The organism is Streptomyces sp. 2131.1 (genome assembly GCF_900105515.1).
In the GTDB taxonomy this organism is placed as follows: domain Bacteria; phylum Actinomycetota; class Actinomycetes; order Streptomycetales; family Streptomycetaceae; genus Streptomyces; species Streptomyces drozdowiczii.
In genome coordinates this window covers 610376-635360 of record NZ_FNSY01000001.1, presented here as the reverse complement: position 1 = coordinate 635360, position 24985 = coordinate 610376, and the positions used below count along the sequence as shown (strand labels likewise).

17 protein-coding genes, 1 tRNA gene and 1 pseudogene are annotated in these 24985 nt (G+C 71.7%); 13 read left to right on the top strand and 6 right to left on the bottom strand.

Going from position 1 to position 24985, the window contains the following annotated elements; all coding sequences use genetic code 11:
* Positions 1–161 precede the first annotated feature (161 nt).
* The 4 genes from BLW14_RS03080 (at position 162) to BLW14_RS03065 (ending at position 3242) form a co-directional block, all read left to right on the top strand.
* Complete coding sequence (locus tag BLW14_RS03080) at positions 162–902, top strand: class I SAM-dependent methyltransferase (RefSeq protein ID WP_093704037.1); 741 nt, start codon at positions 162–164, stop codon at positions 900–902.
* A 32-nt stretch (positions 903–934) separates the two neighbouring features.
* The gene (locus tag BLW14_RS03075; RefSeq protein ID WP_177153887.1) at positions 935–1354 is read left to right on the top strand and encodes a nuclear transport factor 2 family protein; all 420 of its coding nucleotides are present in this window, start codon (positions 935–937) and stop codon (positions 1352–1354) included.
* Between the two features lie 9 nt (positions 1355–1363).
* On the top strand, positions 1364–2404 hold the full coding sequence (locus BLW14_RS03070) for a S66 family peptidase (protein WP_093704036.1): 1041 nt from the start codon (positions 1364–1366) through the stop codon (positions 2402–2404).
* 91 nt (positions 2405–2495) lie between these two features.
* Positions 2496–3242 (top strand): FadR/GntR family transcriptional regulator, encoded by a 747-nt coding sequence (locus BLW14_RS03065; protein ID WP_093704034.1) that lies wholly within the window; start codon positions 2496–2498, stop codon positions 3240–3242.
* Between the two features lie 18 nt (positions 3243–3260).
* Here the strand turns inward: BLW14_RS03065 and BLW14_RS03060 are convergent, their stop codons facing one another.
* Positions 3261–4937 carry an L-lactate permease gene (locus tag BLW14_RS03060; protein ID WP_093704032.1) on the bottom strand — a complete coding sequence of 559 codons (1677 nt, stop codon included), beginning with the start codon at positions 4935–4937 and terminating at the stop codon, positions 3261–3263.
* Positions 4938–5135: 198 nt separating this feature from the next.
* On the opposite strand from BLW14_RS03060, the gene BLW14_RS03055 reads away from it, so the two are divergent.
* From BLW14_RS03055 to BLW14_RS03045, 3 genes are read left to right on the top strand one after another with little or no spacing between them, the layout of a single operon-like run.
* Entirely contained in the window at positions 5136–5903 is a 768-nt protein-coding gene (locus BLW14_RS03055) for a (Fe-S)-binding protein (protein ID WP_093704030.1), read from the top strand.
* Positions 5900–7438, top strand: coding sequence for a LutB/LldF family L-lactate oxidation iron-sulfur protein (locus BLW14_RS03050; RefSeq protein WP_093704028.1), 1539 nt, complete (start codon positions 5900–5902; stop codon positions 7436–7438). Before BLW14_RS03055 ends, BLW14_RS03050 begins: the two co-directional genes overlap by 4 nt.
* Positions 7435–8067: a LutC/YkgG family protein gene (locus tag BLW14_RS03045; RefSeq protein WP_093704026.1), complete on the top strand. Its 633-nt coding sequence runs from the start codon at positions 7435–7437 to the stop codon at positions 8065–8067. The genes BLW14_RS03050 and BLW14_RS03045 overlap by 4 nt, the downstream gene beginning before the upstream one ends.
* Positions 8068–8130: 63 nt before the next feature.
* On the opposite strand, the gene BLW14_RS03040 is transcribed toward BLW14_RS03045, so the two are convergent.
* Entirely contained in the window at positions 8131–9660 is a 1530-nt protein-coding gene (locus tag BLW14_RS03040) for an amino acid permease (RefSeq protein WP_093704024.1), read from the bottom strand.
* 53 nt (positions 9661–9713) lie between these two features.
* Positions 9714–10700, bottom strand: coding sequence for a hypothetical protein (locus BLW14_RS03035; RefSeq protein WP_093704022.1), 987 nt, complete (start codon positions 10698–10700; stop codon positions 9714–9716).
* A gap of 329 nt (positions 10701–11029) precedes the next feature.
* Here BLW14_RS03035 and BLW14_RS03030 point away from each other — a divergent pair, with 329 nt between their 5' ends.
* Genes BLW14_RS03030 through BLW14_RS03020 form a run of 3 tightly spaced genes read left to right on the top strand, consistent with a single transcriptional unit; the run spans position 11030 to position 15154 of the window.
* Complete coding sequence (locus BLW14_RS03030) at positions 11030–12463, top strand: FGGY family carbohydrate kinase (RefSeq protein WP_093704020.1); 1434 nt, start codon at positions 11030–11032, stop codon at positions 12461–12463.
* Positions 12464–12518: 55 nt separating this feature from the next.
* The gene (locus BLW14_RS03025) at positions 12519–13943 is read left to right on the top strand and encodes an NAD(P)/FAD-dependent oxidoreductase (protein ID WP_093704018.1); all 1425 of its coding nucleotides are present in this window, start codon (positions 12519–12521) and stop codon (positions 13941–13943) included.
* Complete coding sequence (locus tag BLW14_RS03020) at positions 13940–15154, top strand: NAD(P)/FAD-dependent oxidoreductase (protein WP_093704016.1); 1215 nt, start codon at positions 13940–13942, stop codon at positions 15152–15154. Before BLW14_RS03025 ends, BLW14_RS03020 begins: the two co-directional genes overlap by 4 nt.
* Before the next feature lie 12 nt (positions 15155–15166).
* On the opposite strand, the gene BLW14_RS03015 is transcribed toward BLW14_RS03020, so the two are convergent.
* Positions 15167–15565 carry a hypothetical protein gene (locus BLW14_RS03015; RefSeq protein ID WP_177153886.1) on the bottom strand — a complete coding sequence of 133 codons (399 nt, stop codon included), beginning with the start codon at positions 15563–15565 and terminating at the stop codon, positions 15167–15169.
* 87 nt (positions 15566–15652) lie between these two features.
* Positions 15653–16141 (bottom strand): DUF309 domain-containing protein, encoded by a 489-nt coding sequence (locus tag BLW14_RS03010; protein WP_093704013.1) that lies wholly within the window; start codon positions 16139–16141, stop codon positions 15653–15655.
* Between the two features lie 110 nt (positions 16142–16251).
* On the opposite strand from BLW14_RS03010, the pseudogene BLW14_RS03005 reads away from it, so the two are divergent.
* From BLW14_RS03005 to BLW14_RS02995, 3 genes and pseudogenes are all read left to right on the top strand, one after another.
* A pseudogene (locus tag BLW14_RS03005) lies at positions 16252–18884 on the top strand (AAA family ATPase).
* Between the two features lie 50 nt (positions 18885–18934).
* Positions 18935–19008: transfer RNA gene (locus BLW14_RS03000), tRNA-Pro, on the top strand.
* 260 nt (positions 19009–19268) lie between these two features.
* Complete coding sequence (locus BLW14_RS02995) at positions 19269–23162, top strand: glycoside hydrolase family 2 TIM barrel-domain containing protein (protein WP_093704011.1); 3894 nt, start codon at positions 19269–19271, stop codon at positions 23160–23162.
* Positions 23163–23262: 100 nt separating this feature from the next.
* On the opposite strand, the gene BLW14_RS02990 is transcribed toward BLW14_RS02995, so the two are convergent.
* A complete protein-coding gene (locus BLW14_RS02990) occupies positions 23263–24960 on the bottom strand; it encodes an ABC transporter family substrate-binding protein (RefSeq protein ID WP_256332662.1) in 1698 nt (565 codons plus the stop codon).
* Between the last annotated feature and the right edge of the window lie 25 nt (positions 24961–24985).

Sequence of the window (24985 nt, the reverse complement as noted above, 5' to 3'; positions counted from 1 at the left end):
CCGGGTTGCCTGAGAATCCTATGAACTGGGTGGACGGATTCTCGGGCAGCAGGGGCGGCCGACCTCCACCACCCTTGGTCTAGACAACTGAAGGGCCAGTAGCTAACATCCGCCCACGAGGCGCGGCGGACCGGCCTGAGCGCCCCCGGAAGTGAGGGCCCATGGAAGCGACCGCTCCCGACCGTCGTTTCGCCGAGGACTACCGCCTCGCCCGTGAGATTCCGCGCGACGGGCTGACCGCATGGCGCGCCGCCGTTGCCGCGGAGGTGGACCTCGCACCCGGTGCCACCGTCCTTGACGTGGGCGCGGGAACCGGCTCCTTCGCCTCCGCGTTCGCCGACTGGTTCGGTGTCCGGGTGCTGGCCGTGGAACCGGCCCACGCCATGCGGGAGCTGATCCCCCGCCACGAAATGATCGAGGCGCTGGACGGGCGGGCCGAGGCGCTGCCCGTGCCGGACGGCTGCGCGGACGCGGCCTGGCTCGGTTCGGTCGTCCACCACATCGGTGACCTGGCCGCCGCCGCGCGGGAGTTGCGCAGGGCGCTGAAGCCCGGCGCCCCGGTGCTCGTCCGCAACTCCTTCCCCGGCAGGTGCGCCCGTGACCTGCGGGTTCGGTTCTTCCCCGGTGCCGAGCGCATCGTCGACGGCTACCCGACCGTGGAGCAGACGTGCGCCGCGTTCGCCGGGGCCGGCTTCACCCGCGTCGCGCTGCACGCCGTACCGCAGGAGAGCGCGCCGAGCCTCGCCGAGTTCGCCGACCGGATCAGGCGGGACACCGACGCCAAGCTGCGCGGTCTGGACGACGAGGAGTTCGAGCGCGGGATGCGCCGGCTGCGGACGGCGGCGGAACAGGAGCCGGACCGGCCCGCCGTCAGCTGGATGGACCTGCTGGTCCTGGTCTGACACCGCACATCGTCGACGTAGAGTCGGGCCGCATGAAACTCAGCGACGAGGAGGGGCGGGCCGTACGGGCCGCCATGCGGGGCGAACTGCGGCTGCTCGAACCCGAGGTGCGGGCGTCACCCGAGGCGGTGAGCGAGCTGCTCGACCCGGAGTTCACCGAATTCGGCGCGTCCGGACGCCGCTATGACCGCGCCTCCATCCTCGCCGTCACCTCCGCCGTCGAGGAGTACGGTCCCGGCCCGGAGGTCACCGACCTCTCCGGCCGGCTGCTGGCCCCGGACCTGGTCCATCTGACGTACGCCACCGTGCGCGACGGCCTTCTGTTCAGGCGCAGTTCGGTGTGGCGCCGCAGCGGCGGCGCCTGGCGGATGTACTTCCACCAGGGCACCCCGGCCGGCCCGTTGCGTCCCGGTGGGGAAAATCCGGAGGTCGTTCCCGGGGACGCTGCCTAAGCTCACCGGATGACATCTTCGTATCCCTCCAAGCCCCGGCCCGGCGACCGCGTCGCCGTGCTCTCGCCCTCCTCCGGACTTCCCGGCCTCCTCCCGCTGCCGTACGAACTGGGACTGCGCAGGCTCCGCGAGGACTTCGGCCTGGAGCCGGTGGAATACCCCGCGACCCGGAAGATGGGCTCCACGCCGCAGCAGCGCGCCGCCGACCTCCACGCGGCCTTCGCCGACCCGGAGATCAAGGCGGTCATAGCCAGCATCGGGGGCGACGACCAGATCACGCTGCTGCCCCACCTGGACCGCGAACTGCTGCGGGCCAACCCCAAGCCGTTCTTCGGCTACAGCGACAACACCAACCTGCTGGTGCTGCTCGACAACCTCGGCATCGTCGGCTACCACGGCGGTTCGCTCATGGTCGAGTTCGGCCGGCCCGGCGCGCTGCACCCGCAGACGGCCGAGTCACTGCGGGCCGCGCTCTTCACCCACGGCGAGTACGAGTTGGCGCCCGCGAAGGAGAGCGGCAGCGTCGACCGGGACTGGAAGGACCCGCACACCTTCGAGCAGGAGCCCGACCTGCTCCCCGCCGACGGCTGGACCTGGCACAACCCGCACCGGGTGGTGGAGGGGGCGAGCTGGGGCGGCAACCTGGAGATCCTGGCCTGGATGCTGATGGCCGACCGGGAGATCCTGCCGCCGGAGGCGTACGACGGCCGGGTGCTGTTCCTCGAAACCTCCGAGGAGCTGCCGAGCGCCGACGAGGTGTACCGGATCCTGCGCAACATGGGGGAGCGGGGACTGCTGCGGCGGTTCCCCGCCCTGCTGATGGCGCGCGCCAAGAACTGGTCCTTCGACAAGCCGCTCGACGCCGAAGCCGGTGCGCTGTACCGGCGGCAGCAGCGGGAGGCGGTGCTGCGCGCCCTCGCGGAGTACGCACCCGGCACCATGGCCGTCTTCGACGTCGACTGCGGCCACACCGACCCGCAGGCCATCATCCCGTTCGGCGGCCGGGTCCGGGTGGACGGCACGGCCCGCCGTATCACCGTCACCTACTGATCACCGCGCTCCTCGCTTGCGGTCCGACCACATGGCGTGTGTGACATAGTCGGGATGTACGCATACGCCCGGACGGGGAGTGGAGGAGCGGATGCCTGTCGAGTGGCAGCCCGTGCGGCAGGCCCGGACCCATGAACTCGTGCTCCAGAGCATCGAGGAGCAGGTCTTCGCCGGGAAGCTGAGGGCCGGGGACCGGCTGCCGCCCGAGCGCGAGCTCGCCCCGGTCTTCGGGGTGAGCCGGTCCGCGCTCCGGGAAGCGCTCCGCGTGCTGGAGACCATCGGTGTGCTGGTCGCCCAGCCCGGCCGGGGCCATGATTCCGGGGCCCGGATCGTGCGCAACCCGGACGACGCGCTCGGGCGGCTGCTGCGCCTGCACTTCGCCCTGGGCAGCTACAGCCTCCACGACGTGATGGAGGCCCGGGTCGCCCTGGAGCGCTCCAGCTTCGCGACCGCCGCGGAGCACGCGTCCGAGGAGGACCTGGACGCGGCGGCCGACGTGGTCCACCGGATGTCGCGGGAGGACATCGGGCCCGAGGAGTTCAACGAGCTCGACACGCAGTTCCACGTCGAGGTGGCGAGCAGCTCGGGCAACGCGCTCACCTCCACGTTGACGGCCGCGGTCCGGGAGTCCGTGCGGCCCCTCATCCTGCGCGCCCTCGAAGAGGTGGACGACTGGCCCGCCACCCGGACCCGGCTCAACGCCCAGCACGCCGAGATGCTGCGGCTGGTGCGCACCGGGCACGGCGAGGAGGCGGCCGATCTCGCCGAGCTCCACATCCGCGGCTTCCACGGCACGCTGGTCGACGACGAACGGACCGGCGGCGAGGGCGCCGAGTAGCACCCCGCCGCCCCGGTCCTACGGCAGCATCCAGGAGAGCGCGGCCGTGGACTGCAGGTAGACCAGGACGCAGAGGACGGCCAGCATGGCCAGGCTGTATCCGGCGACCTTGCGCAGCAGGATGCGTTCCGAGCCCTGCATCGCGACCGCGGTGGCGGCGATCGTCAGGTTCTGCGGGCTCACCAGCTTGGCGACCACGCCGCCGGAGGTGTTCGCCGCGACGAGCAGCGTCGGGTCGATCCCCGCGGTCTGCCCGGCCGTCTGCTGGAGGTTGGCGAACAGCGCGTTGGCGGAGGTGTCGGAGCCGGTCACGGCCGTACCCAGCCAGCCGAGCACCGGCGAGAGCAGGGCGAAGAGGCCGCCCGCCGTGGCCAGCCAGGTGCCGATGGCGACGGTCTGGCCGGACTGGTTCATCACGTAGCTCAGCGCCAGCACCGTGGCGACCGTCGCGATGGCGGTCCGCATGTTCTCCAGCGTCCGGCCCGCCGCCGACAGCGCCGTGCCCGCGCTCATCGGGTACGTGTCGCGGTCCTTGGCGAAGCGGTAGATCAGCGTGACCAGGATGCCCGAGAGGATCAGCAGGGTCCCCGGGTTGCCCAGGACCTCCAGCGTGTAGACCGCGCTGGACGACGGCGTCCCGCCGGTGGTCATCAGCTCGCCGTGGAGGCCCGGCCACTCGATCCTGAGGTTGGCGTGGCTCAGCGCCTCGGGGACGTCCAGCCCGCCCACGTTCAGCTTGGCGATGCCGAAAACCGCGATCACCAGGAGGTACGGAAGGACGGCGTAGGTGACCCGGCGCCGGGTGAGCGGCTCGTTCTCCACCTGGGAACGCTGGTCGTCCGGGGTGCGCGGCTTCCAGAAGCGCAGCATCAGCACGGCGACGCCGAACCCGACGAGCGAGGCGACCACGTCGGTCAGCTCGTACGCGAAGTGGTTGGCGCACCAGAACTGGGTCAGGGCGAAGACGCCACCGGTCACCAGGGCGATCGGCCACAGCTGACGGACGCCGCGGATGCCGTCCACGACGAACAGCAGCAGCAGCGGTACGAAGACCGCGAGCAGCGGCGACTGGCGGCCGATGACCGAGGCGATGTCTTCGGCGGGGATGCCGGTGAGGTTGCCGGCCGTGGTGACCGGGATGGCCATGGCGCCGAACGCGACCGGCGCGGTGTTGGCGAGGAGCACGGTCACCGCCGCCTTGACCGGGGGCAGCCCGAGGGCCAGCAACATCACGGCCGTGATGGCGACGGGCGCGCCGAAGCCGGCCAGCGCCTCCAGCAGGCCGCCGAAGCAGAACGCGATGAGCATCGCCTGCACGCGCAGGTCGCCCCGGCCGACGGCGCTGAACGAACGCCGGAGATCCTCGAACCGGGCGCTGACGACCGTGAGTTCGTAGAACCAGATGGCCGCGACGACGATCAGCATCACCGGGAAGAGGCCGAAGACGAGCCCCTGGGACGCCGAGAGCAGTCCCAGTCCGACCGGCATCCCGAAGCCGATCACCGCGACGAGCAGCGCCGTGACGACCGAGCCCAGCGCGGACACCAGTGCCGAGCGCTTCGCCGCCATCAGGAGCACGAAGAACACGGCGAGCGGGACCAGGCTCACCAGCGCGGTCGCCAGGAGGCTGCCCCCGATGGCGTGAACATCGGGCGTGTACGAAGCCGGCACGCCGGCCGGTGGTGCGGAAGCCACGGAATTACTCCTCGCTGAGTGACGCAGCTGATTCAGCGATCAGTAGGACACCGGAGATGTCGTATGTCAATAAGGTCAGACCAAATGCCGGGCAGGTCACTCCACGTCCGAGAGGGGTTGGACGGAGCGTGTGCAAGCCTGACGAAATCGGCCAGAGGGTAGTATGGTCGGACCACAACTTGCGATCGGGGAGACTCCATGCGTATCGGACTCTTCGCCACCTGTCTGGGAGACACGCTCTTCCCCGAGGCGGTGAAATCCACCGCGGTGCTGCTGGCCCGCCTGGGCCACGAGGTGGTGTTCCCGCCGGGCCAGACCTGCTGCGGCCAGATGCACGTCAACACCGGCTACCAGCGCGAGCCGGTCCCGCTGGTGCGCAACTTCGCCGACCAGTTCGGCGACGCCTCCATCGACGCCGTCGTCATGCCGTCGGGCTCCTGCGCCGGCTCGGTCCGCCACCAGCACGAACTCGTCGCCGAGCGGTACGGGGACGCGGCCCTGCGCGCCGGGGTCGCCACCGTCAGGGCGAAGACGTACGAACTCTCCGAGCTGCTGGTCGACGTGCTCGACGTGACCGACGTCGGTGCCTACTTCCCGCACCGGGTCACCTACCACCCCACCTGCCACTCGCTGCGGATGCTCCGGGTCGGGGACAAGCCGCTGCGGCTGCTGCGGGCCGTCGACTCCATCGACCTAGTCGAGCTGCCCGAGGCGGACTCCTGCTGCGGGTTCGGCGGCACCTTCGCCGTGAAGAACGCCGAGACCTCGACCGCGATGCTCCAGGACAAGATGCGTAACGTCACCTCGACCGGCGCCGCCGTGTGCACCGCGGGCGACTCGTCCTGCCTGATGCACATCGGCGGCGGGCTCTCCCGGATCAAGGCCGGTGCCCGCACCCTGCACCTGGCGCAGATCCTCTCCTCCACCCGCACCTCGCCGTACGTCCTGACGGAGGCCGCCCGATGAGCGCGACGTTTCTCGGCATGCCCGCGACCCCGCCCCGCTCCCCGTACGGCACCGGAAACCTGCGCGGCGACCGCAAGTTCCCCGCCGCCGCCCACGACGAGCTGCGCAACGAGCAGCTGCGGAGCAACCTCGGCCGCGCCACGCACACCATCCGCGCCAAGCGCCTGCACGTCACCGGCGAGCTGCCCGACTGGGAGGAGCTGCGCGACGCCGGATCGGCCATCAAGACCGACACCATGAACCGGCTCCCCGAACTCCTGGAGGAGCTGGAGCGCAACGTCACCGCGCGCGGCGGCACCGTCCACTGGGCGCGCGACGGCGTCGAGGCCAACGAGATCGTCGCCCGGCTGGTCCGGGAGACGGGCAGCGACGAGGTCATCAAGGTCAAGTCGATGGCCACCCAGGAGATCGGGCTCAACGAGCACCTCGAATCCCTCGGCATCACCGCGCACGAGACCGACCTCGCCGAGCTGATCGTGCAGCTCGCCCATGACAAGCCCTCGCACATCCTGGTCCCCGCGATCCACCGCAACCGGGACGAGATCCGGGAGATCTTCCTCAAGGAGATCCCCGGCGTCGACCCGTCCCTGGACAACGTTCCCGCGCACCTGGCCGGCGCCGCCCGCGCCTACCTGCGCGAGAAGTTCATGACGACCAAGGTGGCCGTCTCCGGGGCCAACTTCGGCATCGCCGAGACCGGCACCCTCTCCGTCGTCGAGTCCGAGGGCAATGGCCGCATGTGCCTGACCCTCCCCGACACTCTGATCACCGTCATGGGCATCGAGAAGGTCCTCCCGCGCTATCAGGACCTGGAGGTCTTCCTCCAGCTCCTGCCGCGCTCCTCCACGGGCGAGCGCATGAACCCGTACACCTCGATGTGGACCGGCGTCACCCCCGGGGACGGGCCGCAGACCTTCCACCTGGTCCTCCTCGACAACGGCCGGACCGCGGCCCTCGCGGACCGCATCGGGCGCGAGGCCCTCAACTGCATCCGCTGCTCGGCCTGCCTCAACGTCTGCCCGGTGTACGAGCGGGCCGGCGGCCACGCCTACGGGTCCACCTACCCCGGACCGATCGGTGCCGTGCTGACCCCGCAGCTCGCCGGCATGCACGCCGCCAAGGACGACCCCAACAGCTCGCTGCCGTACGCCTCCAGCCTCTGCGGGGCCTGCTTCGACGCCTGCCCCGTCAAGATCGACATCCCGTCGCTCCTGGTCGAACTGCGCCACCAGCACACCGAGCAGTCCGGCACGACGGCCGAGAAGCTGGCCATGAAGGCGGCGGGCGCGGTGATGAGCCGGCCCAAGGTGTACACGGCCGCGCAGAAGGCGTCACGCCTCGGCCGCGCCCTGGCCCGGGACGGGAAGCTCCCGGCGCTGCCGCCCCCGCTCAACGGCTGGAGCGACAGCCGCGACACCCCCGCCCCGCCCAAGCAGAGCTTCCGCGCGTGGCTCGCCTCGGCCGAAGGCGCGGCGGCCATGCGCGAGGCGTCCGCCGAGCACACCCGTGACCAGCAGCAGGAGGACGGCAAGTGACCACCGCCCGTGAGACCGTGCTCGGCCGCATCCGGGACGCGCTCGCCCTCGCACCCGCCGAGGACACCCCCGTACCGCGTGCCTACCGCACCGGGCGAACCTTCCCCGACGAGGAGCGCCTCGCGCTCTTCACCGACCGCCTCGTCGACTACAAGGCGCAGGTCCACCCCTGCACCGCCGACCGGACCGCCCAGGTCCTCGCCGAGGTGCTGCGGCAGCAGGGCGCCACGCGGATCGGCGTGCCCCAGGGGCTCGACCCCGCCTGGCTGACCGCGTACGACGGCGAGGTGCGGCAGGACTCCGAGGACATCCCGGCGCCCGGCCTGGACGTCCTCGACGGCGTCGTCACCGCGTCCGCCGTCAGCTGCGCCGAGACCGGCACCATCTTCCTGGACGGCTCGCCCGACCAGGGGCGCCGTGCGCTGTCCCTGGTGCCCGACCTCCATGTGTGCGTCGTCGACCTGTCGACCGTCGAGGTGGGTGTACCGGAAGCGGTGGCCCGGCTGGTGCCGGAGCGCCCCACCACCCTGATCAGCGGCCCCTCGGCCACGTCCGACATCGAACTGGAACGGGTCGAGGGAGTCCACGGCCCGCGCACCCTCGCGGTCGTCATCCGCACGGACGCGTAGGAACGCCCGCCCGCGGCCCCTCGGGACAGTCGTCCGGAGGGGCCGCGGGCGCGACGGCGGCCGTCAGACGATGTCCTCCTCGATCTCGGCCTGCTCGCGCGCGTTCCCGTACGCCGACGGCGTGCCGTACGAGCGTCGCGCGACGAACCACCAGACGGTGGCCAGGACCAGCACGGCGACCAGGGCGATCGACGCGTAGTTCATCGAGTCGATGGTCACCGGCGACGACTGCGGCAGCAGGAACAGCACGGTCACGATCGCCACCCACACCACGGCGATCCAGCCGACCGGCTTCGACCAGCGGCCCAGGTGCCACGGCCCCCGCTGGAACCGGCCCCCGGCACGCAGCTTCAGGAAGATCGGGATCGCGTACGCGGGCGTGATGCCGATGACGTTGATCGCGGTCACCGCGCCGTACGCGGTCGCCGAGTACAGCGACGGCAGGGCGAGCACCCCGGCGACGATCACCGACAGCCACACCGCCGGCACCGGCGTCTGGGTGCGCGCGCTCACCTTGCGCCAGAGCGACGAGCCCGGTAGCGCGTTGTCCCGGCTGAAGGCGAACACCATCCGGCTGGCGGCGGCGACCTCGGCGTTGCCGCAGAACAGCTGCGCCGCGATCACGATCAGCAGCATCGCCGTGGCGCCCGAGGTGCCGAGCGCGTCGATCAGGATCTGGGCGGGAGGCACACCGGTGGCGCTCTTCTGCGTACCCACGTAGTCCTGGATGGCGAAGGTGAGCCCGGCCAGCAGTACGAAACCGGCCACCCACGACACCCAGATCGCCCGGACGATGCCGCGTGCCGCAGACACCGAGGCGTTCGAGGTCTCCTCGGAGAGGTGAGCGGAGGCGTCGTAACCGCAGAACGTGTACTGGGCGAGCAGCAGCCCGATCGCCGCCACGTACAACGGGTTGTGCCAGCCGGTGTCGTTGACGAACTCGGTGAAGACGAACGAGGGCGACTGGTGGTGCGAGGGCACGATCGCCAGTACGGAGACGATGACCGCGACACCCGCCAGGTGCCACCACACGCTGATGGAGTTGAGGATGCTGACGAGCCGCACGCCGAACAGGTTGAGCACCGCGTGCAGCAGCAGGATGCAGACGAAGATGATCATCGTCTTGCCCGCGGTGGGCGTGAAGCCCCACTGGAGGTTCATCAGCGCACCGGTGAACAGCGCGGCGCCGTAGTCGATGCCCGCGATGGCACCCAGCAGCCCGAGCAGATTCAGCCAGCCGGTGTACCAGCCCCACTTCCGGCCGCCCAGCCGGTCCGCCATGTAGTACAGCGCCCCGGAGGTCGGATACGCGCTCGTCACCTCGGCCAGCGCCATGCCGACGCACAGCACGAACAGGCCGACCCCGGCCCAGCCCCACAGCATCACGGCCGGTCCGCCCGTCGACATGCCGAACCCGTACAGGGTCATGCACCCGGACAGGATCGAGATGACGGAGAAGCTGATGGCGAAGTTGCCGAACCCGCCCATGCGGCGGGCCAGGACCGGTTGGTAGCCGAGCTCGCGGAGCCGTTGTTCCTCGTCCTTCGGCGCGGGGTTCTCGGCACCCTTCCGGGGCGAGGTGGACACGGACATGGGGGACCTCCTGGGGGGACGGATAACTGAAAGAGAGGGTGGCGAGGGCCTGTTCAGCCGGGGTCCGCCGCCAGCGCGCGGGCTCGGGCGCGCAAGAACACTTCCTCGGCGCCGCCGGTGTCCTCGGCCGTACGCGAGCGACAGGCCCAGGGCAGCGAGGTGAAGTAGGGGCCCAGCTCCCTGAACACCACGGCGGCCTCCGCGAACCGGAGCGCCCCCCACAGGGCGTGCGCCAGGTGGTTGAGGTCGGGCAGGGTGCGGGTGGCGGCGGGGGAGCGGTGGTACCAGATCTCCAGCGCGCGCAGGGCCTCACGCTCGGCGTCCTCGGTGACCCAGTGCAGGTCGAGGGCCTTGTCGTGGTCGTGCTCCCGGCGGTAGCGCTCGACGCGTACGTACAGCGGGAGCACATGGAGGGGGGAGCCTTCGGGCGCCGTGGACGACGCCCACTGGACGAAGTTCACCGCCTCGGAGAGCACGCTGCCGGCCCTGCGGGCGTACACGAACTGGAGCATGCGGTGGTAGGCCTCGCGGTTGTGCGGGTCGCGCCGGTCGGCCTCGGCCAGCAGCCCCCACGGACCGGGAAACAGCATGGGCCCGGGCGGCGGCATCCGGTGCTCGGCGAGGCGCTGGTCGTCGTCGAGCTGGGACAGGGCCAGCAGGCACACCCAGGGCACCGGGTCGGCCGGTGCGGCGTGGGCCGCCGACCGGCACGCCTCCCACGCCTCCTGCCAGAGCTCCCGGCCGCTGGGGTGGCCGGCGCGATTGGCCCGGACTGCCCGCTCCACGGCGACCCGGGCGCGCATCACGAGGGCAGCGGCGCTGCCGGGCTCCTCGGTCAGCCAGGCCCGGACCGCGTCCGATCCCGCGGCGACCGCACCGAGCACCTGGGTGCGCTGGGTCCACCGGGCCCAGTCCGGGGTGCGGGCCAGCAGGTCGCGCATGGCGAGCCAGCGACCGGTGCGTAACTCCTGCAATACCGCGCGGAGTTCGTTGTCGTGGCCGGCCGGATGGTAAACCGGCCGGAACTCACCGTTGGCCATGGACGCGCTCGGAACTGGGTGCTGAATTCATCGATCCTCAGGAATTATTGCGGCGTAGGAACAGTTGAAGTGCGAACCGCTTTTGGCGTCCGGTTGTTGCTCGGCGGTGAGTGTAGAGCCCTTTGCGGGGAACTCTCGAACGAATCATTGATTCTGCTCAAGTCGCTTGCAACTGACTCGTGTTGATGCCGTCCCGCCACCTCCGAAAGGTTCCGGACATACGGCCGGTGCACGCTTGACGTGGCCGCTGGGCTGCACCACCCTGGGGGGCCGCGACCGAAGATCACGATTCCGTTCAAGCCCCTGGCTTGCGTACCGCTGGAGAACCGATGACAGGCCCGGTGCTGGCAATCGACCAGGGCACATCGGGAACGAAAGCGCTCGTGATCTGCCCCGAGCGAGGCGTCATCGGCTCCGGCTCCGCCCCCGTGCGGCCCCGGTACGGTCCCGGCGGAGCGGTCGAGACGGACCCGGCCGAATTACTCGCATCGGTCGTCGAAGCCGGGCGGAGGGCGCTGGCCGAATCGGGCGGCACCGTCGATGCCGTGGGGCTCGCCAACCAGGGCGAGACCGTACTCGCCTGGGACCCGGACACCGGGCGCCCGCTCACCGGGGCGATCGTCTGGCAGGACCGCCGATCCGCGGGCGTCTGCGCGGAACTCATGGACCGGAGCGACGAGTTGAAGCGGCTCACCGGCCTCCCGCTCGACCCCTACTTCGCCGCGCCGAAGATGGCCTGGATCCGCCGCGAACGGACCCGGGAAGGCGTCGTCACCACCAGCGACGCCTGGCTCGTCCACCGGCTCACGGGCGCCTTCGTCACGGACGCCTCCACCGCCGGACGCACCCAGCTCCTCGACCTGGACCGCGTCGCCTGGTCACCGGCCGCGCTGGAGGCCTACGGCCTCGGCGACGAGCGGCTGCCGGCCGTGGTCGACGCCGCCGGAGACTTCGGCACGACGGGCGCGTTCGGCGGCGACCTCCCGCTCACCGGCCTCCTCGTCGACCAGCAGGCCGCCCTGCTCGCCCAGAGCGCCCAGGACCCGTCCGTCGCCAAGTGCACCTACGGGACCGGCGCGTTCCTCCTCGCCGGAACCGGGGCGACGCCGTGCCGGGGCGCCGGGGGCCTCGTCAGCTGCGTGGCCTGGCGGTTCGGTGGGCACACCCGCTACTGCCTGGACGGCCAGGTCTACACGGCGGCCTCCGCGGTGCGCTGGCTCACCGACCTCGGCGTGATCTCCGGGGCCGCCGACCTCGACCCCGTCGGCGCCACCGTCCCCGACTCCGGAGGCGTCACGTTCGTCCCCGCCCTCGCGGGCCTCGCCGCCCCCTGGTGGCGCGGCGACCTGCGCGGCTCGGTCACCGGACTAGGCCTCGACACCTCGGCCGGGCACCTGGTGCGCGCCCTGTGCGAGGGGATCGCCGCGCAAGTGGTCGAGCTGGCCGACGCGGTCGCCGCCGACCGGGGCGCACCGCTGTCCGTCCTGCGCGTCGACGGCGGTCTCACCCGCTCCGCCCTCCTCATGCAGACCCAGGCCGACCTGCTGCAACGCCCCGTCGAGGTGTCCGCACTGCCCGACGTCACCGCGCTCGGCGTCGGCGCGGCCGCCCGCATGGGCGCCGACCCCGGCCTCCCGCTCGACCGGGCCGTCCCCGACTGGAAACCGGCCGCGGTCTACGAACCCCGCATCGGCCCCGACCGTGCGGCCGCCCGCCTCGACGCCTTCCGCGCGGATGTCCGCACGCTCCTGGAGCGGTCGTGAGCTGTCCGGCGGATCACGGCCGGGGCGCAACCCCGGTCCGCCGGACGGGGCCTCCGTGGTAGCCGCGACCACGCCCACCGTCACCCGCGCCGGAGAACCGCTGCCCGACGGCCCGCCGTACGACGTCACCGTCATCGGCGCCGGGGTCGTCGGCACCGCCATCGCCCGCGAACTGGCCCGCCACCCCCTGCGCACCGCCCTCGTCGAGGCCACCGACGACATCGCCAACGGCACCTCCAAGGCCAACACCGCGATCCTGCACACCGGCTTCGATGCCGTCCCCGGCACCCTGGAGGCCCGCCTCGTCCGCGAGGGGCAGCGGCTGCTCGCCGGGTACGCCGCCCGCACGGGCATCCCCGTCGAACCCGTCGGCGCCCTCCTCGTCGCCTGGGACCGGGAACAACTCGACGCGCTGCCAGGCCTGTTGGCCAAGGCCGAACGCAACGGCCACCACGCGGCCCGGCTGCTGGACGCCGAGGAGACCGCCGCGCGCGAACCCCACCTCGGGCCGGGCGCGCTCGGCGCCCTGGAGATCCCCGACGAAGCCGTCATCTGCCCCTGGACCACCCCGCTCGCCTACGCCACCCAGGCGGTCCGGGCCGGCGTCCACCTCCACCTGGACTGCCCCGTCCGAGACCTCGCGTACGACGACGGCCTGCACACCCTCACCACCGGCCGGGGCACCCTGCGCAGCCGACTGCTGATCAACGCCGCCGGGCTGCACGCCGACGCGGTCGACCGCCTGCTCGGCCTCGACACCTTCACCGTGCGCCCGCGCCGGGGCCAGCTCATCGTCTTCGACAAGCTCGCCCGCGACCTGGTCCACCACATCCTGCTGCCCGTGCCCACCGCCGCCGGCAAGGGCGTCCTGGTGGCGCCGACCGTCTTCGGGAACGTCCTGCTCGGCCCCACCGCCGAGGACATCGACGACAAGACGGCCACCGAGTCCACCGCCGAAGGACTCGCCCTGCTCCGCGAGAAGGGACGCCGCGTCCTGCCCCGGCTGCTCGACGAGGAGGTCACCGCCGTCTACGCCGGTCTGCGGGCGGCCACCGGGCAGGAGGACTACCGGATCACGGCCCATCCGGACCGGGGCCTCATCACCGTCGGCGGCATCCGCTCCACCGGGCTCACCGCCTCCATGGCTATCGCCGCGTACGTCGTCTCCCTCCTCCCCGAGGCCGGACTCGACCCCGGCGAACCCGGTGAACTCGCCCCGCTCACGATGCCGAACCTCGGCGAGGCCGGCGGGCGCCCGTATCTCGACGCCGCACTCATCGCCCGCGACCCCGCCCACGGCACCGTGGTCTGCCACTGCGAACGCGTCACGGAGGGCGAGATCCGCGACGCCTTCGCCTCGACGCTCCCGCCCCGCTCGGCCGAAGGGCTCGCCCGCAGGACCCGGGCCGGCAACGGCCGCTGCCAGGGCTTCCACTGCGGGGCCGCGCTCCGCGCCCGCATCGAGGAGGCCCGCCCATGACCACCCGCCGCGAACGCCGCGTCGACGTCCTGGTCGTCGGCGCCGGACCGGCCGGACTCGCCGCGGCCGCCGGCCTCGCCGCAGCGGGAGTGCCGGACGTGGAGGTCCTGGAGCGCGAGCAGCAGGCGGGCGGCATCCCGCGGCACTGCGCCCACGGCGGATTCGGTACACGCCGCACCGGCGACCTCGGCGGACCCGCGTACGCCCTGCACTGCGCGGCCGAGGCCACGATGGCCGGCGCCACCCTCCGTACCGGCGTCACCGTCACCGGCTGGGCGGGGCCGCGCACCCTCGACGCCACCGGCCCCGGCGGCCTCGAACGCATCACCGCCCGGGCCGTCGTCCTCGCCACCGGCGCCCGCGAACGCCCCCGCGCCGCCCGGCTCGTCCCCGGCACCCGGCCCACCGGCGTCTACACCACCGGCGAACTCCAGCAGGCGGTCCATCTCCACCACCAGCACGTCGGCACCCGCGCGGTGGTCGTCGGTGACGAGCCGGTCGCCCTCGCCGCGGCCGACACCCTGCGCACCGCCGGAGTCCACCTCGTCGCCCGCGTCACCGAGCACCCGCCCCGCCCCTTCGCCGCCGTACGACAAGCGGGGGGCGCACCCCTTCTCACCCGTACCACCGTCACCGCACTCACCGGCCGCCCGCGCCTCACAGGCGTCCGGGTGCGCCACGAGTACGGCCGCACCACCACGCTGGCCTGCGACACCGTGGTGTTCACCGCCGACTGGATCCCGGACCACGAACTCGCCCGGCGCGGCGGCCTGCCGCTGGACCCCGGTACCAAGGGTCCCGCCCACGACCCCGCGTACCGCACCCGGGAGCCCGGAGTCTTCGCCGTCGGGAACCTCCTGCACGGCGGGGAGAGCGCGGCGACCGCCGCGCGCGAGGGCCGGGCCGTCACCGGACCCGTGCTGCGCCACCTCGCCACCGGCGCCTGGCCGGCGGGCGGACCGCCGCTCACCGTCACGCCGCCGCTGGAATGGATCGCGCCGAACCTCGCCGGGCCCGGCGGCGGCCGTTTCCTGCTGCGGACCGGCCGGCGGCTGACCGCGCCACTGCTCGTCGTCAGCCAGGACGGGACACCGCTGCACCGCCGGCGCCTGGCACGGTCGGTCCCGCCCGGCAGCTCCTTCGCCCTCACCGCCGCCTGGCTGGAACGCGTCGCCCCGGACGGCGGCGCGGTGTGCCTCCGGATCGCCTGACCCCCGTACCGCTCAGGGAATCAGCAGCCAGTCCGAACCGATCGCCGCGACCAGCCCGACCGCCAGCAGCCAACTCCCCAGCCGGGTACGTCCGTTGCGGCTCAGCTCGATCACGATCCCGCAGAGGACCAGCGCCAGCCCGTACACCCCCACCACCAGGACGGAGGCGCGGCTCGCCAGCCGCAGCCCGAGCACCACCGCCATCGCCACCATCCCGACCGAGGAGAGCACGATGCGCAGCCGTCTGGCCTGGCGCGGGGTCAGCCGGCGCTCGCCGGTGTCCTCACCCTCCGCGAAGTCGTCGGCGAGGTCGTCCGTCACGACGTCCTCGGTCTTCGCCTCCGCCGCGTCGTCGGCGGTCTCCTCGGCTATCGGTGCGTCCACGGCCCGGTCCTGGTCAGAAGTGCTCATGACGCCGGATCGTAATGCGTCCACCCCGGCCTGTTCGCCGTTGTCAACCAACGCCGTCGAAACCAGGCCGAGTTCGCGGCGCCGGAATCAGCCCGTCCGGAGCCTCGGCGCCTCGGCCGCCGCGTCGACCGGGCCCGCGCCCGCACGCTCCACCCGCGCCGCCAGCCCACGCGCCCAGCCGGTCAGCTCCCCGATCCCCATCCCGTGCGCCTCGCCCGCCCCGTACGCCTCCAGCGCCGCCGCACCCCGCCGCAGCAGCCGCGCCCCGCCCGTCGCGTTGCCCCGGGCGGCATGGGTCAGACCCACGGCCAGCTGGGCGAGCCCCCGCCACAACTCCCGTTCCCCGTCCGGGCCCGACTTCCAGGCGTCCTCGAAGACCTCGTGCGCGTGGAAGGGCATGCCCGCGTCCAGCAGGCGCTGCGCCTCGCGCACGGTCTCACCGGCGGTGCGTTCGACACCCTCCGGCTGCCGTTCCACCCCCGGGGCCCCGTACGGCAGCGGGCGCCCCAGCCCGTCGCGGGGGCGCGCGTTGTGCGCCCTGCCCTCGGCATCCCGGTCCCTGCGTGTCTCGTTCACACCCCCGATTGTGCCCCGCACCTGCGGCGAACTGTCCGAACCCCTGTCGGTGCGACCCCGCGCGCGACTAGGCTCGGCCACCATGGTCACCACTTTGGGGGAGGGTAGGCATGAAGCCGTCCCGGCCGCTTTATGAGCGCGAACCGGAACTCGCCACTGCCGCACAAGCCATCGACGCGCTCTGCGGGGCGCAGGCCACCGGCGGGCTGCTGATCTACAGCGGCGAGGCAGGCATCGGCAAGACCGCGCTCCTGGAGGAGATCCAGGCCATGGCGGCCGACCGGTGCACGATCTGGTCGGCGCGCGGCGGTGAGACGGTCACCTCGGTGCCGTTCCACGTCGTACGGCAGCTGCTCCAGCCCGCACTGAACCAGTTCCCGCCGGACGACGTGCGGGCCCTGTTCGGCCCCTGGTTCGACATCGCCGCCCCGGCACTCGGCCTCGCCGAGCCGTCCGGACCGCAGACCGATCCGCAGGGTGTGCGCGACGGCCTCGACTACGTCGTGAAGCGGCTCGCCTCCCGGCTGAGCCACCGCCCGCTGCTCCTCGTCATCGACGACGCCCACTGGGCGGACGGCGAATCCCTGGCCTGGCTCTCCTCGTTCACCGCCCGCCTCGGCGACCTGCGCGTCCTCGTCGTCCAGGCGCACCGCCCCGAGGAACTCGCCGCCCGCGAGGCCGCGCGCAACGCGGCCGGCGGCCACCCCGCGCAGATCCGCGTCGCCCTGCGCGCCCTCACCCCGGACGCCACCGCCGAGCTGGTCCGCGCCACCCTCGGCGAGCACGCCGACGACCCGTTCTGCCGCGAGGTCTGGGCCGTCACCGGCGGCAACCCGTACGAGGCGGTCGAGCTCGTCGCCAAGGTCCAGGACAAGGAACTGGTCCCGCTGGAGGAGTCCGCCGGGCTGCTGCGCGAACTCGGTGCGTCCGCCCGGGGCAGCGGCCTCGTCGCCCGCCTCGAACGGCTCGGCACCAACGCCAACCGTTTCGCCTGGGCCGCCGCCGTCCTCGGCACCGACATCTCGCAGGACCTCGCCGCGAGGCTGGCCGGGATGAGCCCGGCCGAGGCGGCGGACTGCACCGCCCGGCTGCGCGAGGCCCGCATCGTCACCGGGTTCGACCCGCTGGAATTCGTGCACCCGCTGATCGCCTCCGCCATCTACCGCTCGATTCCGCCGGCCACCCGGACAGCCATGCACGGAAGGGCAGCCTGGGCGATCACCGACGCCGGTCTCGGCCCCGCCGCGGCCTCCCGCCACCTGCTCGAAGTGCACCCGGACGACGATCAGGAGCTCGTCGCGCAACTGCGGGCCGCCGCGAAGCAGCACCTCGCCGTCGGCGCCCCGAGGCCGCCCGGCGCTGTCTGGAGCGCGCGCTCGACGAGCCGCCGCGCCACGACGTGCGCGCCACCCTGCTGTACGAGCTGGGCTGCGCGACGCTCCTCAGCTCCCCGGCCACCACCGTGCAGCACCTGCGGGCCGCCCTGGACATGCCCGGACTCGCCGACGACCTGCGGGTCGACGCCACCTTCCGGCTCGCCGCCGCGCTGTCCCACAACAACCAGCTCAAGGAGGCGGCCCTGGCCCTCGCGGCCGAGGCCGAGCGCACGGCTCCCGGACCCGGCCTGATGCGCCTCCAGGCCGCCCACTTCCTCTGGGAGGGCATGCAGGCCACCGAGGAGGACGGACCGGGCCGCTCGCGCCGGCTCGCCGCCAACGCCGACCACCTCACCGGCCGGGACAACGCCGAACGGGCCCTGCTCACCCTGCGCGCCTTCGACGCCATGCTGCGCGGCGAGAACGCCGAAGTCATCGTGGACCTCTGCGAGCGCGCCCTGGTCGACGGTCACCCCGCACGCGGACTCGGCTGGACCGACGCCGAGTGGGGCTTCGAGCTCCCCACCCTGCTCGGGATCACCTACGCCTTCACGGACCGGCTCGACCGTGCCGAGGAGCTCTTCGGCGAGGCGGTCCGGGCCTTCGAGATCTCCGGCTGGAGCGGCGCCCACCTGGCGTTCGCGCACACCCTGCTCGGCCTGGTCCACCGCCGCCGGGGCCGTCTCGCCGAGGCGGAGGGCTTCCTGCGCGAGGGGCTGCGCCTCGCGGACCGCGTCGGCAGCGGACTCCCCGTCCACTGGGACGCGGCCTGCCTGCTCATCGACACCCTGCTGGCCCGGGGCAGGGTCCCCGAGGCCCGCAAGATCGCCGACCAGTACGACTTCGGCCTGCCGTACCCGAGCGCCATGGTGCTGCCGGACGCGCCGTGCGTCCGGGGCCGCCTGCTCCTGGCCGAAGGCCGTACGAAGGAAGCGGTGACCGAGCTGGAGGCCGCCGGGCGCTCGCTGGAGCCGCGCGGCCGGTTCAACGGCATCTGGGGCCCCTGGGCCGGCGACCTGGCACGCGCCCTGGCCGACGAGGACCCGGGCCGCGCCGCCCAGCTCGCCAACACGGCCCGGGTCCACGCGGAGCGGTTCGGCACGGAGACCGCCATCGGCGAGGCCCTGCGCTGCGTGGCCCTCTTCGCCCGCCCGGAGGAGGCCGTGCACCTGCTGGGCGAGGCGGTCCGCCACCTGGAGGCGTCGCCCTCCGGCTACGAGTTCGCCCAGGCGCTCGTCGACTACGGCATCGCCACCCGCTCGCCCCGCGAACTGGCCCGTGCGCACAAACTGGCAGCGGCCTGCGGCGCCGAAGGACTGGCCGCCCGCGCCCAGCAGGCACGCGCGTCGATCCGGTCCACCGAGTGAGGTAATGTTTGTCCTGCAGCCGCCACCCGGCGAGACCGGGGAAGTGGCAGCGGGACGTGGCGCAGCTTGGTAGCGCACTTGACTGGGGGTCAAGGGGTCGCAGGTTCAAATCCTGTCGTCCCGACTTTGCGAAGTCGCGATTCAGGGCCGGTTTCGGAGCCATCCGAAACCGGCCCTTGATCGTTCCCGGAGTCCCCCGGGGGCCCCCGGGGGACCGCCCTCCCTGCCGGGCACCTCGCCGTGACTGCCGAATTCCTCGTCAGAAACCAACAGAACCTGACGTCATTATTGTGTCGGTTGTGTTTCCTTTCTAGAGTGGGCGCTCGTACCACGAGCACCCACCCCACCCGGTTGCACATCTCGGCGTACGAGGAAGGTCCTGCCATGGCCCGTCCGACCCCGTCCCCCCACCCGCACCGCGGTTCCGTCAGCCGTCGCCGTCTGCTGGAGGCAGGTGCCGCCGTGCTCGGCGGCCTCGCCCTGTCCGGCCTCCCACGGCTTCCCTCCGCCTTCGCCGCCGACGCCCCGGCCGGTCAGGAGTGGAACGGACACATCGACGTCTTCCGTCTCGGTACCGAGCCGCCGCACACCACGCTCATGCCGTACGGGAACCTCAAGCAGGCGCTGGCCGCCGACCGCTCCACCTCTCCGTGGCGTCAGAGCCTCGACGGCACCTGGAAGTTCGCGTACGTGGACCGGCCCGCCGACAAGCAGGCGGACTTCTACCGCACCGACCTCGACGACTCCGGCTGGGAGACCACCCCGGTCCCCTCGGTCTGGCAACTGCACGGCCACGACCGCCCGATCTACGTCAACATCACCTACCCGTGGTGGGGCGCCAACGGCCTCGGCGAGGACGCCCAGCCGCCCGCCGCGCCGACCCGGTACAACCCCGTCGGGCAGTACCGGCGCACCTTCACCGTGCCGAAGGGGTGGGCGGGCCGGCGGACCTTCCTGCACTTCGAGGGCGTCAAGGCCGCCCACTACGTATGGATCAACGGTCACTTGGCCGGCTACCACGAGGACTCGTACACCCCCGCCGAGTACGACATCACCCCGCATCTGAAGGACGGGACCAACCAGGTCGCCGTCGAGGTGTACCGCTACTCCGACGGCGACTGGCTCCAGGACCAGGACATGATCCGGCTGAGCGGCATCTTCCGGTCCGTGTACCTGTACTCGACGCCCGGTGTCCACATCAGGGACTTCAAGCTCGACACCCCGCTCGGCGACGACCACACCACCGCCCGGCTGTCCGTCACCGCACACGTGCGGGACTACGCGGGCGACGCCGGTGACACCGCCTACACGGTCGAGACACAGCTGTACGACGCCGACGGACACCCTGTATGGGGGCGGCCGCTGACCGCGGGCGCGAAACCGGCCGGCGGCGAGGTGACCGCGACGGCCGACCGATCCGTACCCTCACCGCGCCTGTGGTCCGCCGAGGACCCCTACCTGTACACGGCGGTCCTCCGGCTCAGGGACCGTGCAGGCAGGGTCGTGGAGACACTGTCGCACCGGGTCGGGCTGCGCGAGTTCGCGCTGACCGACGGTCTGATGCGCATCAACGGACAGCCGGTCACCTTCCGCGGAACCAACCGCCACGAGATGCACCCGGTGCGGGGCTCGGCCCTCAGCCGCGCCGACATGGTCGCCGACATCGCGCTCATCAAACGGCTGAACATCAACTCCGTACGCACCTCGCACTACCCCAACAACCCGCTCTGGCTCGAACTCGCCGACCAGTACGGCCTCTACCTGGTCGACGAGACCAACCTGGAGACGCACGGCATCAACAACGCGTACCCGAAGGACCGGCCCGACTGGACCGAGGCGTGCCTGGACCGTGCGCGGAACATGGTCCACCGCGACAAGAACCACGCCTGCGTCGTCATCTGGTCCCTGGGCAACGAGGCCGGCTCGGGCTCCGCCTTCCGCGCCATGCACGACTGGATCCGCTCCTACGACCCGACGCGCGTCATCCAGTACGAGGGCGACGACAGCCCCGGTACGAGCGACATCCGCTCCCGGATGTACGAATCGCCGAGCCGCGTGGAGGCGCGGGCGAAGGACACCTCGGACCCCCGGCCCTACGTGATGATCGAGTACGCCCACTCGATGGGCAACTCGACCGGCAACTTCACGGAGTACTGGGACGTCATCCACCGCTACGACGTCCTGCAGGGCGGCTGGATCTGGGACTTCGTCGACCAGGCACTCGCCTGGCCGGCCCCCACACGCAAGCTGCTCGGGGAGACCGGCCCCGCCGGACTGACCGGCGAGATCATCAACCCGTCGGGCTCCTTCAGCCGCGAGCACGGAGTGAGCGGCGCGACCGTCTTCCCGCGCGACGACGGACTCGACCTCACCGGCTCGCTCACCCTCGAAGCCTGGATGACCCCGCACGTCCGCGGCTTCCACCAGCCGATCCTGGCGAAGGGCGACACCCACTACGCCCTGAAGCAGGCCGACAAGGGCCTGGAGTTCTACATCTACGCGGACGGGCAGTGGGTCGCCGCCTCCTGGACCACCCCGGAGGACGGCTGGACCGGCGAGGAACACCACGTCGCGGGCGTCTACGACGCGGACGCGGGAACGCTGACCCTGTACGTGGACGGCGTCGCCCGGGCCACGAAGAGCACGGCCCACCGGCCCGACGGCAGCACGGCGCCGCTGTCGCTCGCCGGCGAGGTCGAGAACCCGACGCGCGAGTTCAGCGGCACCGTCCGCCGGGCCCGGGTGTACGCACGCGCCCTCACGTCCACCGAGCTCGCCGACGAGGGGCGCGGCCCGGGTGACGACGGCGTGCGCTTCTGGTTCGACGCCCGGACGACCCGCTACCAGGAGAAGAAGGCCCCGGCCAGGACCTTCTACGCCTACGGCGGTGACTGGGGCGACAACCCCAACGACGGGGCGTTCTCCGGGGACGGCATCGTCCTGCCCGACCGCAGTCACACCGGCAAGGCGGCCGAGGTCAAACGGGTCTATCAGCCGATCCGAGCCAGGCGCGCGGACGGGGCGGCGCCCGGCGAGGTCACCCTCGTGAACGACAACCTCTTCACCGGCCTCCGTATCTACAACGCCGGCTGGGTACTCTCGGCCGACGGCGAGACGGTGCGGAGCGGCCGCATCGGCCGCGACCAGCTCGACGTGCCCCCGAGGTCCGAGAAGACCATCACGCTGCCCGTGCGGCTGCCCGACAACCCCGCCGCCGGCACCGAGTACTTCCTCCAGCTGTCCTTCACGACGAGGGAACGCACCCCCTGGGCGGACGCGGGGTTCGAGGTGGCACGCGTGCAACTGCCCCTGGACGCCCGGGTCCCCGAGCCCACGCCGGTCCCCTCGGCCGGCACCCCCGAGCTGTCGTTCCGCGAGAGCACGACGGACGTCACCGTCACGGGCCGCGGTTTCGAGGTCGTCGTCGACCGGTCGACCGGACTCATCACCTCGTACGAGGCGGCCGGCACCCGGCTCCTCGCTTCCGGCCCGGTGCCCAACTTCTGGCGCGCCCCGACGGACAACGACCAGGGCAACGGTCAGCACGTCCGCAACCGGACCTGGCGGGACGCGGGCGCCCGGCGCGAGGTGACGGGGGTGACCGTGCGCGGGCACGGCGGGCGCGCGGTCGAAATCAAGGTCGAGGGAACGCTGCCGACGAGCACCCCGTCCGCGTACACCACGACCCTCACGGTCTTCGGCAACGGTGAGATCAAGGTCGAGAACACCCTGGCTCCCGGTGCGACGAGCCTCCCGTACATCCCCGAGATCGGGACGGTCCTGCACCTGCCCGCCGCACTGGAACACCTCCACTACTACGGGCGCGGCCCGGAGGAGAACCACTGGGACCGCAAGGACGGTACGGACGTGGGACGTTGGTCGGGAACCGTCACCGGGCAGTGGACCCCGTACCTGCGCCCGCAGGAGAACGGCAACAAGACCGATGTGCGCTGGGCGGCGCTCACCGACCGGCACGGCCGCGGTCTGCTCGTCAGCGGCGACGGGCTCCTGGAGATCAACGCCTCGCACTTCACACCGGAGGACCTGTCCGCGGGCGCCCGCCACGACTACCAGCTCACACCCCGTGACGAGGTCGTCCTGCGGGTCAACCACCGGCAGATGGGCGTCGGGGGCGACAACAGCTGGGGCGCGCAGACGCACGACGCGTACAAGCTGCCCGCCGACCGGGAGTACACGTACACCTACCGGCTGCGCCCCCTCACCGACGTACGGCAGGCCACGAGCCTGTCACGCCGGCGCACGGAGCTGAGCCGGTAGTAGCGCCGTGCGGACACGACACCGCCCGGCAGGCCACTGGCCTGCCGGGCGGTGTCGTGGACCGGGGTTCCGCGGCGGTGCCGCAGAACCCCGGAGGGGTTTACTTCTGCCAGCCGATGAGCTCCGGGGCGCCCATGTTGCCGTAGTTGCCGTAGAACTGGGCGGCGCCGAAGTTGGCGAGGCCCTTCTTGACGGCCCAGATGGTGGGGCCGTTGTGGAGCGGCATGATGCCGTAGGTCTCCATGGCCTTCTTCTCGACCGCGTTGCCGGCCTTGATCTGCTCGTCCAGGGTCGGCAGGTTGGTGACGGCCTTGGTCTCCTCGTCCATGCTCATCGGGACCGAGCGCGAGACGTTCAGCGTCGAGTCGGAGCAGTACATCTGGCAGATGTAGAGCATGCCGTTCGGGTCGCTGGAGATGAAGCCCATGCCGAAGATGTCGAAGGCGCGCTTGGTGAACACCTTGTTGAAGTCGGCGGACGGGTGCGCCTCGATGTTCACCTTGACGCCGATGTTCTTCATCATCTGGGCGATCGCGGTGGCACGGGCCTTGACGGTGGAGCTGTCACCGATGGTCGGGAAGCTCAGTTCCAGCTTCTTGCCGTCCTTGGCGCGGATGCCGTCCGAGCCGGCCTTCCAGCCGGCGGCGTCCAGCTCCTTCTTCGCGTTGTCGGCGTTGAACTTCACCAGGTCGCCGAAGGTGTCCTGGTACCCCTTCTGGAAGGGGAAGAGGGTGAAGGAGCCGGGCAGGGGCTCGGTGTAGCCCATACCCTGGAAGGTGATCTTCGCGAGCTGGGAGCGGTCGATGCCCTCCATCACGGCCTTGCGCACCGCCACGTCCTTGAACTGCGGCGAGGTGCTGTTGAAGACCAGGAGGTTGTTCGAGGTGGTCGTGCCGCGGCGCAGCTCGGTGCCCTTCACGCCCTTCACCTGGTTGAGCTCCTCGGCGTTGGCCGCCGAGACGCCGTCGATCTGGCCGTTCTTGAACGCGTTGATGCTGGCGCTCGACTCCATCTGGACGAAGGTGAGCTCGTCCAGGTGCGCCTTCTCGCCCCACCACTTCGGGTTGGGCTTGTAGGTGACGGTGCCACCCTTGGCGTCGAACTTGGCGATGGTGTAAGGACCGGCGCCCCACTCGGCGTGCGGCTTGCTCACGTACGCCTTGTTGAAGTCCGCGGCCTTGGCGATGTGCGGGTTGACCAGCTGGTAGAAGAGGGACTTCCAGTAGACGAAGCTGCCCTTGTAGGTGACGACCGCCTGCTTGGCGTCCTTGCCCTGCTTCACACCGGTGATGCTGGAGTAACCGTCGGTCGAACTGACGTTGAACGTCTTGTCCTTGCCGCTCTGCGCATTCCAGGTGTCACGGAACGCGGTCCAGTCGATGTCCTGGCCGTCGTTCCACTTGGCCTTCGGGTTGATGGTGTACGTGACCTGGGTGTTGCCACCCACCGTCTCTTCCTTGACGTCGGTCAGGTAGTCCTTGTTGAAGGTGATGTTGCCCTTCGGGTCGTTGAAGGACAGCTGCGGCATGTAGAACCAGGCCAGCTTCGACGTGTACAGCGACCCGTCACCGTTGAGCGGGTTCAGCTGGTCGGGGATCTCCACGATGGGGAGCGTCAGCTTGCCGCCCTGCTTCAGGTTGCTCGCAGGCTGCGGGTTGTACGAGGTCAGGACGTCCTTCTCCGCGGTGGCGCCCTTCGACTTCGGCTCCTTGGAGTCGTTGGAGTCGCTGCTGCACCCGGTGAGGACGAGAGACGAGGCGGCGGCGAGCACCACCAGGCTCAGAGAGATCTTTCTCATGACGGCCTTGGCCTTTCTGGCTTGG

Excerpts from the sequence above, each read along its gene's own strand:
- BLW14_RS03080 (WP_093704037.1), top strand. The coding sequence starts at position 162 with ATGGAAGCGACCGCTCCCGACCGTCGTTTCGCCGAGGACTACCGCCTC.
- BLW14_RS03075 (WP_177153887.1), top strand. The coding sequence starts at position 935 with ATGAAACTCAGCGACGAGGAGGGGCGGGCCGTACGGGCCGCCATGCGG.
- BLW14_RS03070 (WP_093704036.1), top strand. The coding sequence starts at position 1,364 with ATGACATCTTCGTATCCCTCCAAGCCCCGGCCCGGCGACCGCGTCGCC.
- BLW14_RS03065 (WP_093704034.1), top strand. The coding sequence starts at position 2,496 with ATGCCTGTCGAGTGGCAGCCCGTGCGGCAGGCCCGGACCCATGAACTC.
- BLW14_RS03055 (WP_093704030.1), top strand. The coding sequence starts at position 5,136 with ATGCGTATCGGACTCTTCGCCACCTGTCTGGGAGACACGCTCTTCCCC.
- BLW14_RS03050 (WP_093704028.1), top strand. The coding sequence starts at position 5,900 with ATGAGCGCGACGTTTCTCGGCATGCCCGCGACCCCGCCCCGCTCCCCG.
- BLW14_RS03040 (WP_093704024.1), bottom strand. The coding sequence starts at position 9,660 with ATGTCCGTGTCCACCTCGCCCCGGAAGGGTGCCGAGAACCCCGCGCCG.
- BLW14_RS03035 (WP_093704022.1), bottom strand. The coding sequence starts at position 10,700 with ATGGCCAACGGTGAGTTCCGGCCGGTTTACCATCCGGCCGGCCACGAC.
- BLW14_RS03030 (WP_093704020.1), top strand. The coding sequence starts at position 11,030 with ATGACAGGCCCGGTGCTGGCAATCGACCAGGGCACATCGGGAACGAAA.
- BLW14_RS03020 (WP_093704016.1), top strand. The coding sequence starts at position 13,940 with ATGACCACCCGCCGCGAACGCCGCGTCGACGTCCTGGTCGTCGGCGCC.
- BLW14_RS03015 (WP_177153886.1), bottom strand. The coding sequence starts at position 15,565 with ATGAGCACTTCTGACCAGGACCGGGCCGTGGACGCACCGATAGCCGAG.
- BLW14_RS02995 (WP_093704011.1), top strand. The coding sequence starts at position 19,269 with ATGGCCCGTCCGACCCCGTCCCCCCACCCGCACCGCGGTTCCGTCAGC.
- BLW14_RS02990 (WP_256332662.1), bottom strand. The coding sequence starts at position 24,960 with ATGAGAAAGATCTCTCTGAGCCTGGTGGTGCTCGCCGCCGCCTCGTCT.